The organism is Duganella sp. sic0402, assembly GCF_019219065.1.
Taxonomy (GTDB): Bacteria; Pseudomonadota; Gammaproteobacteria; order Burkholderiales; family Burkholderiaceae_D; genus Rugamonas.
The window spans coordinates 758,571-773,219 of the sequence record NZ_JAHUWK010000001.1 but is presented as its reverse complement, the minus strand read 5'-3'; the positions used below and the strand labels follow the sequence as shown (position 1 = coordinate 773,219).

The window sequence follows — 14,649 nt, the reverse complement described above, 5'->3', positions numbered from 1 at the left end:
CCGATCGGAACGCGGAGTTCTGATTAGACTACGCTTGCCTGGTGCGCCGTTTGCGCTAGCGCAAGCGCATGCAGTCTTTGATGCGGGTCAAAACCGGTGTCGGTGTTTGTCCTGATGATGGAGGACCGTCTACCTTCCAGGCCCACGCTCATGGCGCAACTTCTACAAGAACTGATTTTCGAGTCGGCGCATAAGATGCCGGAGCGGCAGGCTCTGAGCTACCAGGGCGTTGGCTTGAACTACCATGCGCTGGCGCGATTGGTACAGCAGGCGGCGCAAGCCTGGCTGACCCATGATCTGGCGCCTGGCGAGCGGCTGGCGGTGTATCTGGAAAAGTGTGAGGAAACCGTCATCGCCATGTTTGGCGCGGCGGCGGCTGGCGGTGTGTTCGTTCCCATCAATCCAGTGTTGAGGCCCGATCAGGTGGCGTATATCGCGGCGGACTGCAATGTGCGCATTCTTGTGACATCGCGCGAGCGGTTGACGCAACTGGGCGAGGCGCTGCGCCGGTGTCCCGACCTGCATACGGTAATTGTCGTCGGTGCGATCGATGGCTTGGAGCCGATACCCGGCGTGCACCTGTATTCCTGGCGCGCCAGCATGCAAGCCGCAGCGCCACGCATGCCGCATCGTCGGATTGATGCTGATATGGTGGCCATCCTGTACACCTCGGGCAGCACCGGCAAGCCGAAAGGTGTGATTCTGTCGCACCGTAATCTGGTTGCGGGTGCATCCAGCGTGTCTGTCTATTTGAATAATACACAGGATGACCGTATCTTGTGCGTGCTGCCCCTCAGTTTTGATTATGGCCTGAGTCAGCTGACGACTGCCTTTGCCGTCGGCGCGTGCGCAGTGCTGCTCAATCATCTGCTGCTGCGCGACGTGATTGATGCCGTGGATCATGAGCGCATCACCGGCCTGGCCGGCGTGCCGCCGCTGTGGATACAACTGGCCGATATGCGCTGGAAGCATCCGCGCCGGCTGCGCTACATCACCAATTCCGGCGGGGTCATGCCGCAGCACACCATTACGGCGCTGCGCCGCGTCTTGCCGCAAACAGACATTTATCTGATGTACGGATTGACCGAGGCGTTTCGCTCTACTTATCTGCCGCCAGAACAGATGGAACAACGTCCGGGCTCGATTGGTAAAGCGATTCCGAACGCCGAGATTCTGGTGTTGCACGAAGATGGCACGCCCTGCGGGCCGGATGAGCCGGGCGAGCTGGTGCACCGTGGCGCACTGGTCGCCATGGGCTACTGGAACGATGCGGCGCGCACTGCCGAGCGCTTTCGCCCCTTGCCGGCGCAAAGCGGCGTGCCGATTCCGGAATTGGCGGTCTGGTCCGGCGATACGGTACGCGCGGACGACCAGGGCTATCTGTATTTCATCGGACGGACTGATGACATGATCAAGACCTCCGGCTATCGCGTCAGCCCGGCCGAGATCGAGGAAGTAGTCTACGCAAGCGGCATGGTGATCGAGGCTGCGGCGTTTGGCATTCCGCATCCGATGCTGGGGCAGGCAATCGCGCTGGTGGCGGTGGTAGACGAACTGGACAGTGCGGAGTTGTTAGCAGTGTGCAAGCGCGCATTGCCTGCTTATATGGTACCAGCGTTGCTGGAGGTACGTACCCAGCCCTTGCCGCGTAATCCGAATGGCAAGATCGACCGCCGCCTGTTGGCGCAGGAACTGGGGGCGCGCCGATGAATGCCACGCATGCGGAACTGCGGCAGTTTCCAGTGCAGGATGACTGCCTGCAAATCGCTGGGATTGCGCTGACCAGGCTGGCCGAACGTGTCGGTCAGACGCCGTTTTATGCCTACGAACGCAAGCACATCCAATCACGCGTTGCGGCGCTGCGCCAGATGCTCCCGGCGCGCGTGCATGTGCATTACGCGATCAAGGCCAATCCCATGCCGGCGCTGGTGCAGATGATGGCGCCACTGGTAGACGGCTTCGATGTGGCTTCGTCCGGCGAGTTGAAAACCGCGCTGGACGCGGGCATGGCGCCATCGCATATCAGCTTTGCCGGTCCTGGCAAGCGTGATACCGAGTTGCGCAGCGCGGTGGCGGCAGGGGTATTGCTGCATCTTGAGTCGGAACAGGAGATGGAGCGCGCCGCCCACATCGGTGAAGCGCTGGGGATGACACCGCGCGCCGCGATACGGGTTAATCCGGAATTTGAGCTGAAACATGCTGGCATGAAAATGGGCGGCGGCGCCCGGCAATTCGGTGTGGATGCGCAACGTGTACCGGCCATGCTGCGAAAAATGGCGAGCCTGGGGCTGGATTTCCAAGGCTTTCATCTATTCTGTGGCGCGCAGAATTTGTCCGCCAGCGCTATTTGCGAAGCCCAGCGTCTGTGTGTGCAATTGAGCCTGCAACTGGCGGAGTGCGCGCCGTCACCGATGCGCATGCTGAATATCGGCGGCGGGTTTGGCGTGCCATATTTTCCAGGCGAGCGCGCCCTGGACTTGGCGGCGGTGGCCGAAGGCTTGCACACGGCAGCTCAGTTGCTTTGCTCTACATCGCCCCAGACCCAATTGGTGCTGGAGCTGGGACGCTATCTGGTCGCGGAGGGCGGGATCTACGTGTGCCGTGTGCAGGAGAGGAAATTCTCGCATGGCCAGGTATTCCTGATTACCGATGGTGGATTGCATCACCATCTGGCCGCATCCGGGAATTTCGGTCAGGTCTTACGCAAGAATTATCCGGTGGCGATAGGCAACCGCATGCGCGCGGGACCGCGCGAAATGGCGACTGTCGTCGGGCCGCTGTGCACGCCGCTGGATGTGTTGGCCGAGCATATTGAGCTGGCGCGTGCGATGCCTGGCGACCTGGTGGTGGTTTTCCAGTCCGGCGCCTATGGGCTGACAGCGAGCCCGATAGCGTTTCTGGGCCATCCACCGCCGCTTGAGGTGCTGGTGTGAGCGGCCTGTGCGGTTTCCTGCAACTGGGGCGTAATCAACCGGCACCACTGCGCGCGGCCAGCATGCTGCTTGACGGCGATGGAGGGCTGGCTGCCACAGGTTCCAGCGTCAGCATACATCAGCAAGCTGGCTTGCTGACCGCGATATGCGGTTCGGCGACGCTTGATGGTAGCGGCGAAAGGCTGGCTGAGCGCTTGGCGACAGCCTGGCGTGCGCGCGGCAAACAGGTTTGCGCGGAACTGGCCGGGCATTTCGCCCTGTGTGTGGTTGATGGCGCTTCTGAAACGGTATTGCTGGCGATAGACCGCAGCGGGGTGCATGCAATGCACTATCAGAGTGATGCGCGGCAGCTGCTGTTTTCCACGTCAGCCGCCTCCTTGCCAGCAGGCGAGCTGGATCCGCAGGCGCTGTACGATTATCTCTACTTCCACATGATACCGTCGCCGCGCAGCGTTTATCGCCATCGGCAGCGCCTGGGGCCGGGAGAGTTTCTGCTATATAGCCATGGGCGTGCGGAGCGTGGAGCATATTGGCAAATGCGCTTCCGGGAAGAACGCGCCTTGCCATTTGCGGTCATGAAGCAGCAGTTTCAGCAGGCATTACGCAGCGCGGTGAGCAGCGCAGCGCAAGGGACAGACAAAGTTGGCGCTTTTCTGAGCGGAGGAACGGACAGTTCCACGCTGGCGGGCCTACTCGAAAAGCCAGCTCGTACTTATTCGATCGGCTTCGATGTCGAGGGCTACGATGAGATGGTGTATGCACGCATCGCCGCCCGGCATTTTCAGACCGACCACCACGAATACTATCTTACCGCTGACGACGTGGCGGACAGCATACCTCGCATTGCGGCGGCGGCAGACCAGCCGTTCGGTAATGCGTCGGTCGTCCCCGCTTTTTTTTGTGCGCAAATAGCCGCTGCTGACGGCGTGACACGTTTGCTGGGTGGCGATGGCGGTGATGAACTTTTTGGCGGCAACGAACGTTATGCGCGCCAGGCGGTGTTCTCGCGCTATGAGCGTTTGCCGTCTGCGGCGCGCCAGTTGGTGCTGGAGCCGCTACTGTTCGGACTCGCCGGAAAGCTAGAGATAGCGCTGCTGAACAAGGCGCGAAGCTATGTGCAGCAGGCATTGGCGCCGATGCCGGCGCGGCTGGAAAGCTATAATCTGCTGTCACGTTACGGCCCGGCGCAGATGCTGGAAGCGGATTTTCTGCATGTCGTGGATATGGACGCACCGCTGGCGCAATTGAACCACTGTTACTGGCAACCCGATCGCCTTAGCCAGATCAACCGCATGCAGGCCCTGGACTTGCACTACACGCTGGCGGACAACGATCTACGCAAGGTGAATCTCGCCTGTGAACTGGCTGGCGTGGAACCGGCGTTTCCGTTTCTGAGCGATGAGATGCTAGCGTTCTCCGCGCGCCTTCCCCCTGATGACAAGCTGCGCGGTACGCGCTTGCGCTATTTCTTTAAACAGGCGCTGCGCGAGCATTTGCCGGCGGCGATCTTGCGCAAGAAAAAGCACGGATTCGGCATGCCGTTCGGCGCATGGCTTCTTTCCGATGCGCGCTTGCGGGCCTTGGCCTACGATAGCCTCGCCGATCTGAAGTCGCGCCGCATCGTGCGCGCCGGTTTTATCGATCAGCTGCTGCAAACCCATGTGCATGAGCATCCGGCTTATCATGGAACCATGGTCTGGGTGCTGATGATGCTGGAGCAGTGGCTGCACCATCACGCTACGCCAGCACGCGTCGCTGCGCCAATAAACGTAGCAGAAACCTTAGACGATCTGGTTCCCAAGGGGTGAAGCGAGGAAGTTGCAGCAGGTCGCTGCCTTCGTAGGCCACCCCGGCAACCGTGCTGAATCCGATATCAAAGCCAAGCTGGCGCAGCATCAGCACATGGCGCTGGTCATAATCTGTGCCGGGTTTTCCGTTTGGATAGGCAAACATGGTGAGCGGTGTCTGCGTTATTGTCTCCAGCACGGCTTTTCCGCGACGGATATCTGCCATGGCCAGCGCATCCGGCATGCTGGAAAGAATGGGGTGGCTGTGTGTGTGTGCCCCGATTTCCATGCCGGCCGCGATCAAGCTTTGCACTTGTTCGGTGGTCAGCATCAGTGGTGCCTGGGATGCTGGCGCGAGCGCACGCGCGGCTTTGTCGCGCTCTTCAAACGGCAGGTATTTCAGTTGCAGCAGCAATGCATCCAGCTCGTGGGGCGTGAGGCGAGCCTGGCGTGCATGGGCAATCACGTCATCATTCCACATTTGGCCGCCATTCAGGTAAGCGGTAGCGATGAAGAAGGCCGCGCTTAGTTCGTGCTTTCGCAGGACTGGCAGTGCGTGGGTGGCATTGTCGGCGTAGCCATCGTCGAAAGTAATGCAGGCGGCGCGCGGCGGCAGCGCTTGCCGGTGTAGTAGCTTTATCGCCAGGCTCACCGGCAGCACCTCGAAATAGCGCTTCAGCAGTTTCATCTGGCGATCAAATCGCCGCACGTCTGGCAGGCTGGGCAGCAAAGCATCGGGCCAGGGCAGGACGCGGTGGTAGATCAGGATGGAGAGGCGGTTCATCGTTTGGCCTCGGCCAGTTTTCGCGCCGTCAATATGCGCAGGCTCACGACGGCCGCCATCAGGTAGTAGGGCACATCGAAATACAGCAGGCTGAGGAAAGCACCACCAACGGCAAATCCGATCAGGCTTGCTTGTATCATCCTGGCCAGATTGCCTGCCCATAGCAACTCCGGATCGTTGCCGCTGTTGCGCACCACCCAGGCTGCGGAGCGCCAGGTCAGCAGTCCCAGCAGAAGATACAGGGCCAGGCCGATAAAGCCATGTTCACCCAAGGCCTGGAAATAAATACTGTGCGCGGCGTGGACGGCGCCTGGATCGGGGGCGTAGAGCTGAAACACGGATGGTTCCGCGATTTCGAAGCCGCCGCCGAAGAAACGGTCCCTGGCCAGATTGTAGGCCATCAGCCAGGCGTTGATGCGGCCTGTCGCTGATGTGTCCGCCTGATAATCAGCGATGCTATCCATGCGCATCGTCCAGCGATCCGGCATGAATAATAGTGCCAATGGCGCTAGCAGTGTCATGACCAGCGCGCCTGGCAGCTTCTTTTTGCTCTTGAGCCACATCAGCAGCAGCATTGCCGCGATCGCCAGCAGTGCGCCGCGCGAGTAGGAGCCCAGCGCGGCCATGCCGGTTAGCAGCATGGTCAGCGTCAGGCCGTGGCGTACCCAGCGCCGCTCGGTGCTTAGCTGGAGATAGTGCATCAGCGGAATCGCGATGATGAGGGCCAGCGCGATTTCATTGTTGCCGCCGATGAAGGTTCCTGTCGGTCCCCATACGCGGAAATTGCCGCCTTCGCGCAAGGTGAATACGCCACCTTTCACGCCGTAGAAGCCCAGCGAAATCACCAATACCCAAATCATGCGATGCAGGTCTTCACGGCTGCGTATCAGTGCCAGCGTCACCAAACTCATCAGCATGATCTTCATGACCTTGGCCAGTTGCGCCTGCGATGCGGAAGGGAAAATCGCAAACAGCGTGGTCACGTTCATCCACAACATCATCGCCAGCAGCGTGAATGTGATGCCGCACGCCGGCAGCGACTTGGGCGCGCGCGAGGTAACGAGGCTGAACAGGGTGATGACCGCAATGATTTGGGCGAACGGAAAGGTGGTGGCGAAGCCCCAGCCTTGCGTGTGCGGATTCATGACGCTGATCCAGATCCACATCAACACGCCGTTGACGGGATTTTTGATTATCAGCGGCAAGCTGGAAAAAACGATCAGAGTAACAAGTATGTCGCGCATGGAGTCATTGATAAAGCTCAACGATGTGTCTGGAGCCTGTCAGTACACTGGCTTTTTAGTCTCACAAGCATAAAACAGGGGAGACAGCAGCTTGTTGACCGTACTCATGGCGACCCGCAATGGGAGCGCAACTTTACCCAAGGTTCTGGATGCTTATTGCCGGCTGATCGTGCCAGCGGACGGCTGGCGCTTGCTGATCGTCGATAATGGCAGCAACGACGGCACGGCCGAGTTGCTTGCTGCCTACGCCAGCCGGCTGCCCTTGCAGGTGTTGCACGAGCCGCAAGCTGGAAAGAATCGGGCCTTGAACCAGGCGCTACAGGCGATCACTGTGGAAGCGGGGGCCTTGTATATCTTTACCGATGACGACGCAACGCCATCGCCTGACTGGCTATTGCAGTGGCAGGCCTGCGCCATCGACAATCCGGCCTACAGCGTCTTCGGCGGCACCATCTTGCCGGACTGGGAAGCGCCGCCGCCCCCCTGGCTGCAACCCTTGATACCTACCGGGCTTACCTACGGGCTGACATCGCCATCGCTGCCAGATGGCCCGGTATTTCCCGGACTGGTTTGGGGCGCGAACATGGCGATACGCCCGGCGGTCTTCGCTGCTGGCCATCGTTTCGACACCTGCATCGGTCCGAATGGCGCGGACTACGCCATGGGTAGCGAGACGGAGTTCACGCGGCGGCTGGCTCTGGCTGGCTATCCCGCATGGTTTTGTGGCGCGCCCAAGGTAGCGCATCAGATTCGTGTGCATCAAGTTCGCATCGATTATATCTTGCGCAAGGCTGGGCGTTTCGGACGTGGCAAATATCGTCAGGAGCAAGCCGGCAAGTTCGCTGAGCGGCTCGGCGTGCCGCGCTGGATGCTGCGGCGTTATCTCGTCGAGCTTGGCTCGCTGGGCTTGGCGATGGCGAGCGGCGACATCGGACGAAAATTCAGACATCGCTGGGAGCTGGCATTCTTGCGAGGCTATTTTTATGAGGCTTGGCGCGGCGCGCCTCGGCGCCAGTGTGATGTGCTCGTGACCAGCTACTCCGGTGAACTGGGCGGCATGGAGCTGCGCATGGCGCAGGAAGTGCGTTACCTACAGGCTGCCGGTTACTCGGGCATGTTGGCCTTGCGCCGTTTCGACGGCATGGAAGACTGGGCGCGACGCCTTGCCAGCGAGCAGATCACGCTGGCGGAATTCAGTCCGCCACCGGTCTTTGAAGGTGAGTGGCGCTGGCGACAGCTGCACCTGTTACGCGCACGCTGGTTTGCGGCGGGCAGGTTGCGCGCCTTCCAGGCCAGCCTGATTCATATTGCACTGTGCTGGACCAATTACGGGGCATCGATGTTATGGCTGTCGCAGCATTGTGGCCTGCCGGCAGTGATCAGCGTTCACAACGCCTTTCCTCCAGCCAGCTTTACCGGATGGCATGACAAACTGCTCAAGCAGGCGTTCAGCCGCGTGCGCGGGATTTATGCGGTATCGGCCTCTGCCATGGCGCATTTTGTCGCGATTTATCAGCGATTCCTGCCGTCCGATGCGCGCATGGCGGTGATACCCAACTCGGTGGATACGCAGCGTTTCCGCCCGTCGCTGGCGATACGGATACAGGCACGTCAGCACTTGCGGTTGCCGCAGCAGGGGCTGGTGATGGGCGTGGTCGGGCGCTTGTCCGAACAAAAGCGGCCAGCGATGGCAATTGAAGTGTTTTCGTTGCTGCGCCAGCGATTTCCCGGCCTGCATCTGGTCATGATCGGCACAGGCCCGCTGGAAGCGGCTTTGCGCGAACAAGCTGCGCAATCGGGCTTGCTCGCGTGGATCACATTTACCGGATTTGTCGAAGCAGTGCATGAGTTGATGCCGGCATTGGATGTGCATCTTCTGATGAGCCGTAACGAAGGATTCGGTATCGCTACCATCGAGGCCATGGCGTGTGGCGTGCCCGCGGTGGCGAGCGATGTGCCAGGCAGCGCCGATATCCTGCGCGACAGCCGGGCCGGCCTGCTGGTGCCGGCCGATGATCCTGTCGCAGTGGCAAATCTGGTAGCACAATTGCTTGCCGATCCAGTCCGGCGCGCTGAAATGGGCAAACATGGCCGGGCGGAAGCCGTCCAGCGTTACAGCGACGACGTGGTCGGCGCGCAGGTACGCGCATTCTATGACGGTTTGCTATGACATCGCGCCTGTCCTTTGTGTTCTCGTTTTCCGAGAAATATACGCTGCTGGTGTTGAACACGGCGGGTGCGATGGTAGTGGCCCGCTTGCTGACGCCCGATGAGGTGGGTGTCTATGCGATAGGCGCGGTGCTGGTGGCGCTGGCGCAAGTGCTGCGTGACTTCGGCGTGGGCAGCTACATCATCCAGGCGCCAGTGCTGGATGATGCCAGGTTACGCGCGGCGATGGGCGTTAGCATCATGGTCGGCTGGTCGCTGGCGGGATTGGTCTTCGCGGCAAGTTATGCAGCAGCCTGGTTTTATGATGAACCGCGCTTGCAGGTGCTGCTACAGCTGCTGTCGCTGAATTTTATGTTGTTGCCGTTCAGTGCGATTGCCTTGCCTTGCCTACGGCGACAGATGCGGTTTTCGGCGATCTTCGTGATTAATACCATTCAATGCGCGACGCAGACGGCGTCCACCATCATGCTGGCCGTACTGGGCTGGGGCTATCTGAGTCTGGCATTCGGCGCAGTGGCTGGCGCAGTGGCGACGCTGATTGCCGTGCTGTGCTTCCGCCCGGCGGATTTGCCATGGTTGCCGACCTGGCATGGGATGCGCGAGATTCTGTCGTTTGGCGCCGTATCAACGACCGGCACGCTCGTTGACGAGGCCGGCGTCGCGGCGCCGGATCTCGTCATCGGCAAAGTGGCTGGACTGGCAGAGGTTGCCATCTATGGCAAGGCCATGGGCGTGATCAATGTTTTTAATCAATTGGTGACTGCTGCGATTTCGCCGGTAATTTTTCCGATGTTTTCCGCGCAGGCACGCTCAGGCGCTGATGTGCGTCAGGCATACTTGACCACGGCGAGTTATATGACGGCGCTGGGATGGCCGTTTTTCGGTTTCGTTGCGCTGATGGCGCCGGCGCTGGTGCACATTTTGTACGGCGATCAGTGGAGCGCTGCTGTGCCCGTCATCCGGGTCATCTGCATAGGCTCGGCTGTGTATAGCATGTTCAGCATGGCGCGCTATTTATTCGTGGCGATGGGACAGGTGCAAGCACAGGCGCGATTGGATGCCATGGCAGTGTTGGCGCGCGTACTTGCTGTGTTGCTTGCAGCGCCTTTTGGTCTGCTGTGGATAGGCTGGGCGATCGTCTTCGGCGCTGTCATTCGCAGCGGGCTGACGCTCTTTTATCTGCGTCGTTTTGCGCGCATCACTTGCCGTTCCTTGCTGGAGGCAACATGGTGTAGCGCGCTGGTGGCCGGCATTTGCCTGACCGGCTCTGCGGTGGTGACGTCATGGCCATTGCCGCCGGTCGAGCAATTGCTGGCGGCATCGGCGGTGTGCGCCTTGCTGTGGCTGGCAGCAATCCGCTGCGTCCGGCATGAATTGGCCACGGCATTGTTGAGGAGCTAGTCATGCGTGTTGGCATCCTCTCCTATCCCATGCTGTTCCAGCGCCAAGGCGGATTGCAGATACAGGTGCGCGCTACCATCACGGCATTGCACCAGCTGGCATTGCCTGCACTGGACGTGGTGCTGGTCGATCCCAATCGTGAGCGGATCGATAGCTTTGATGTCATCCACGTCTTTTCCGCAATTAATGGCAATGACCGTGTGGTGGAACTGGCGAACGAGGTTGGCGTACCGGTGCTGCTATCGGCGCTGGTATCGCCAGGCTGGAATCAGCGTTCCGCGTGGTGCGCGCGCGTTGCGGAGGGACTGGCAGGCAGACTCACGCAGTGGAATGTGCAGACGAGCTATGCGCAGGCCACGCGCGCGGTGCAACTGGCGCAGCTTGTTATCGCGCTTGGCGAGCCTGAGCGAAAATCGTTGATCGAGGGCTTCAAGGTCGCGCCATCAGCGATACGCGTCCTGCCAAACGGCATCGCCGAACATTTTTTCCACGCTGATGCGACGCACTTTCGCCAGCATATCCAGCTGGATGGGCCGTTTGTGCTGATGGTGGGGGCGATTTCACCGTATAAAAATCAGCTGGGGCTGGTGAGAGCGCTGGAGCGGCTGAATCTGCCGGTGGTGTTGATCGGCCAGGCGCAACGCCAGCATCAGGGCTATCTGGCGAAATTGCTGGCCTCGCCCAAGGTGCGCTGGCTAGGTCAATTGCCGCATCACGATCCTCTGCTGGCCAGCGCCTACGCCGCTGCGTCCGTGCTTGCTTTGCCGAGTCAGGGCGAGGTATTCCCGCTGACAGTGCTGGAGTCGCTGGCAGCAGGCACGCCGGTGGTGATGACCGACCAGAGCGCGCTCCGGCTTGCTGGCAGCGAATTCGCGTTGAAACAGCTACGCTGGGACGATACGGCTGCGCTTGGCCGGGAGATACAGGCATTCATCGCCTGTGCTCCGCCGCGCGAGATGGTCAGCGCCCTGGTGCAGGCATTTACCTGGCAGCGCGTCGCGCGCGGTATTGCGGATTGCTACCAGGAGCTGCACGATGCTGTTTAACTCGTTCAGTTTTCTGTTCCTCTATTTGCCGGTGGTGCTGGCAGGGTACTTCTTCCTGCTGCGCTGGCGCGCGGACTGGATCGCGGCATGGCTGGCGCTGGCGTCGCTGTTCTTCTATGGCTACTGGGACACGCGGTATCTGCCGCTGCTGCTCGGATCTATACTGTTCAACTATTGGTGCGCGCGGCACCGGCGACTGTTGGCATTCGGGATAGGCGCCAATCTGGCGTTGCTGGGCTACTACAAATATGCCAATTTCTTTTTGCCTGGACAGAACTGGAATATCGTGCTGCCGGTTGGTATTTCCTTCTTTACCTTTACACAGATTGCCTATCTGGTCGATTGCCAGCGTCATAGCACGAGGGAATACAGGCTGCCGCAGTATGCTTTGTTCGTCAGTTATTTCCCGCATCTGATCGCGGGGCCGGTGCTGCACCACAAGGAGATGATGCCGCAATTCAACAGCCCGGCACGCTTTACCATGGAGAATATTGGTCTCGGCCTTTCCATTTTTGTCATCGGCCTGGCGAAGAAGGTATTGCTGGCCGATCCCATTTCGATATTGGTGGCGCCGGTATTCGAACCGCATGCACAGCCACAACTGATCGAGGCTTGGATTGGAACGCTGGCTTACACCATGCAGCTGTACTTCGACTTTTCCGGCTATTCCGATATGGCGATCGGATTGTCGCTGCTGTTTGGCGTGCGGCTGCCGTTAAATTTCAATTCGCCATACCAGGCCGCGAATATCAGTGAGTTCTGGCGGCGCTGGCATATGAGCTTGTCCCGCTTCCTGCGCGATTATCTGTACGTTCCGCTAGGCGGCAGCCGCGCTGGGACGTTCAATCGCTATCGGAATTTGCTGTTGACGATGGTGCTGGGCGGGCTTTGGCACGGTGCAGGGTGGACTTTTATTGTGTGGGGCGCACTGCATGGTGTCTACCTGGTGCTGCATCAGCTATGGCGCACGGTGATGCCTTGCTCTGCGCCTTATTGGTGGGGGCGCTGGTTGACGCTGCTGGCGGTGATGTTGGCCTGGGTTGTGTTCCGCGCGCCGGACTTGACGACCGCCGGAGAGATCTTGCTGGGGCTGACCGGTGGTAATGGCGTGTCGCTGCCTCGTGGAATCGCTGTCTGGTCGGTGGAAATTGCCGGGCTGGGCTGGCAGCCGGCGTTCGATGGCATCCGCTGGATCGACTTTGGCGGGCCGGCAATTCCGGCCTTGATGGTGGCCATGGCGCTGGCCTTCTGGGCGCCGAATACGCAGCAACTGTTTGGGCAGTGCAGGCAATGGCAGCCAAGTACGTGGCGCGGCGCTTTGATGGCGCTGGTTTTCCTGAGCTGCCTGCTGAATATGAATCGGGTCAGCGAATTTCTTTACTTTCAATTCTGATATGCGTACCGATTGGCAGAGCTATGTCAGCAGTTTTTGCGGCGTGAGCCTGGCGCTGGTCACGCCGGTGGCCGCCTTCAACTACTACGTCGATCCTTATCTGATACATCAATGGAACACGCCGCACTTGCAGCGGCTGCTGCCGGGCCGTGAAAAACTCAGTCCTTGGGGGAAGACTTATGCGTTGGCCCGATTCAGACCAGAAATCCTGTACGTCGGTAATTCTCGCACTGAATTGGCACTGCCGGCAGCTACGGCGGTGTTCGGCCCAAGGCGAGTATTCAACGCCGCGCTGTCTGGCGCCACCTTGGGCGATGCAGCGGCAATGGTGCGCCATGCCGCTGCTGTCAGCCCGCTGGAGCTAGTTGTCTGGGGCATCGATGCGCCGTCGTTTTCGCTGGAAGTGGGTAATACGGACTTTGACCGTGCGCTGGTGGCGACGGACCGGTTCTATTTGCTCCGGCGCGCGCTGATCAACCTCAAGCGAGCGATCAGCGTTGATATGACACTGGATTCTGTGCGGCTGCTGCGCGGCACTTTTGGCGCGGTTTGCCAGTCTAGCCTGTCGCTGTACGGACAACGGGATGGCCGTTGCGTCCGCGACCGGATTGATAACCTCGGCGGAACCAGCGCCGCTATCCTGCCCCGGGTGCGCGATTTCGCACGCGGCCTGGGGCCGGCCGCGGACGCGATGCGGGAGTTGGATCTGAGTGCCTCCAGCTTGTGCAGAGCTGGTATTGGTTTGCGCTTGTACATTAATCCGACCCATGCGATGACCATGGATGCCTTGTACTGGAGCGGGAAGTGGGCAGCAATGGAATCCTGGCAGCGCCAGCTGGCTGCGCTGGCGGAGCGCAGTCGTCGGCAAGGCTGCGATGTGCGGGTGTTTGATTTTTCTGGCTTTAACGAGATCACGACCGAGCATCCGCCGCAGGCCAGCGGCGTGGCAGAGATGAGGAATTACTGGGAAACCTCGCATTACCGCGAAAATGTGGGGCGAATGATATTGGATCGTCTGACAGGCGCCGGCACTGGTCAATTTGGCGTCGAACTGCTGCCTGCGACGCTGGCCGCGCATCAGGCTGCGCAGCGGCTGGCTCGGAGCCGCTATCATCGGGATCATCCGATTGAAACCGGCATGGTCAGCCGCCGTTGATCAGTACCGCACAGCCTTTCTCACAGGCCAGTGTTGACTGATGCAATGCTGGATAAGCCTGCTTCCAGCGTCTTAGAATTTCCAGTTCGTCAATGCGATTAGCGTCGTCAACAAAGACGTAGGCACACGGTGCTAGCCGCTCAAACAGCATGGGTCCGGCCGGATAACGGGCCATCTCGCGTGTCGCTTGCGGCGGGCCGTCGATGACCAGCATATCGATGCTGGCATCTGGGGGCAGGGCGGAGCTGTCATACCATGGCCATGATTCGCCGGTCAGCATGAGCGGCTTTAACGGCGCATCCAGCACCTGCGCCCAATCCTGCAATCCGTGCTGGCGCAGTTGGGCTCGCGTTTGCGCAGCGTAGTGCGGATCATGTTCCAGGCTTAGCACTTTGCCGGCGCCGTTGAGTTGCATGCAGCGCGCCAGAACCAGTGTCGACGCGCCGCTGCTGCATTCCACCACCAGCGACGGTTGTTTAGCGCGCGCATGCCGTGTCAGCGCCAGCAGAAAATCCGGGGATGCTGCCCAGTCGCGTGTCGCAGGTAGGCTAGCGCCCAGGTCAAGTTCCGCATACAGCCCCTGCAGCGCTTCCAGCTGACGAAACATCTGGACGTTATCCTGCCGCGATTGGTCGCGCATATCGTAGAGCAGCAGATGGGCTCGGCGCAGCTTGAACAAGCTGTACAAAACGAGCAGCAGAATCAGGGCATCAAGCATCAGCGACATGGTGGTTTT

The 14,649-nt window shown here is 60.1% G+C and carries 12 protein-coding genes; 9 read left to right on the top strand and 3 right to left on the bottom strand.

The window, feature by feature from the left end; genetic code table 11:
- Positions 1-150 precede the first annotated feature (150 nt).
- From KW842_RS03245 to KW842_RS03235, 3 genes are read left to right on the top strand one after another with little or no spacing between them, the layout of a single operon-like run.
- Positions 151-1,710, top strand: coding sequence for an acyl-CoA ligase (AMP-forming), exosortase A system-associated (locus KW842_RS03245; protein ID WP_218302631.1), 1,560 nt, complete (start codon positions 151-153; stop codon positions 1,708-1,710).
- Entirely contained in the window at positions 1,707-2,933 is a 1,227-nt protein-coding gene (locus tag KW842_RS03240) for a pyridoxal-dependent decarboxylase, exosortase A system-associated (RefSeq protein WP_218302630.1), read from the top strand. Before KW842_RS03245 ends, KW842_RS03240 begins: the two co-directional genes overlap by 4 nt.
- Positions 2,930-4,741 (top strand): asparagine synthetase B, encoded by a 1,812-nt coding sequence (locus tag KW842_RS03235; protein WP_373925123.1) that lies wholly within the window; start codon positions 2,930-2,932, stop codon positions 4,739-4,741. Before KW842_RS03240 ends, KW842_RS03235 begins: the two co-directional genes overlap by 4 nt.
- On the opposite strand, the gene KW842_RS03230 is transcribed toward KW842_RS03235, so the two are convergent.
- Together KW842_RS03230 and KW842_RS03225 are read right to left on the bottom strand one after the other, a co-directional pair.
- The gene (locus KW842_RS03230; RefSeq protein WP_218302629.1) at positions 4,671-5,504 is read right to left on the bottom strand and encodes a polysaccharide deacetylase family protein; all 834 of its coding nucleotides are present in this window, start codon (positions 5,502-5,504) and stop codon (positions 4,671-4,673) included. The two genes, KW842_RS03235 and KW842_RS03230, sit on opposite strands and share 71 nt — an antisense overlap.
- The gene (locus KW842_RS03225; RefSeq protein ID WP_229223507.1) at positions 5,501-6,709 is read right to left on the bottom strand and encodes a putative O-glycosylation ligase, exosortase A system-associated; all 1,209 of its coding nucleotides are present in this window, start codon (positions 6,707-6,709) and stop codon (positions 5,501-5,503) included. Before KW842_RS03225 ends, KW842_RS03230 begins: the two co-directional genes overlap by 4 nt.
- On the opposite strand from KW842_RS03225, the gene KW842_RS27400 reads away from it, so the two are divergent.
- The 6 genes from KW842_RS27400 (at position 6,648) to KW842_RS03200 (ending at position 13,913) form a co-directional block, all read left to right on the top strand.
- A complete protein-coding gene (locus tag KW842_RS27400) occupies positions 6,648-6,821 on the top strand; it encodes a hypothetical protein (RefSeq protein WP_229223531.1) in 174 nt (57 codons plus the stop codon). The genes KW842_RS03225 and KW842_RS27400 overlap by 62 nt on opposite strands.
- An 18-nt stretch (positions 6,822-6,839) precedes the next feature.
- Positions 6,840-8,918, top strand: coding sequence for a glycosyltransferase (locus KW842_RS03220; RefSeq protein ID WP_229223453.1), 2,079 nt, complete (start codon positions 6,840-6,842; stop codon positions 8,916-8,918).
- 71 nt (positions 8,919-8,989) lie between these two features.
- Positions 8,990-10,318, top strand: coding sequence for an oligosaccharide flippase family protein (locus KW842_RS03215; RefSeq protein WP_229223506.1), 1,329 nt, complete (start codon positions 8,990-8,992; stop codon positions 10,316-10,318).
- 2 nt (positions 10,319-10,320) lie between these two features.
- Positions 10,321-11,364 carry a glycosyltransferase family 4 protein gene (locus KW842_RS03210; RefSeq protein ID WP_218302626.1) on the top strand — a complete coding sequence of 348 codons (1,044 nt, stop codon included), beginning with the start codon at positions 10,321-10,323 and terminating at the stop codon, positions 11,362-11,364.
- Positions 11,354-12,757 carry an MBOAT family protein gene (locus KW842_RS03205; RefSeq protein ID WP_218302625.1) on the top strand — a complete coding sequence of 468 codons (1,404 nt, stop codon included), beginning with the start codon at positions 11,354-11,356 and terminating at the stop codon, positions 12,755-12,757. The genes KW842_RS03210 and KW842_RS03205 overlap by 11 nt, the downstream gene beginning before the upstream one ends.
- Position 12,758: 1 nt before the next feature.
- A complete protein-coding gene (locus tag KW842_RS03200) occupies positions 12,759-13,913 on the top strand; it encodes a hypothetical protein (protein ID WP_218302624.1) in 1,155 nt (384 codons plus the stop codon).
- On the opposite strand, the gene KW842_RS03195 is transcribed toward KW842_RS03200, so the two are convergent.
- Positions 13,900-14,640, bottom strand: a complete 741-nt coding sequence (locus KW842_RS03195; protein WP_218302623.1) for a class I SAM-dependent methyltransferase — start codon at positions 14,638-14,640, stop codon at positions 13,900-13,902. The genes KW842_RS03200 and KW842_RS03195 overlap by 14 nt on opposite strands.
- Between the last annotated feature and the right edge of the window lie 9 nt (positions 14,641-14,649).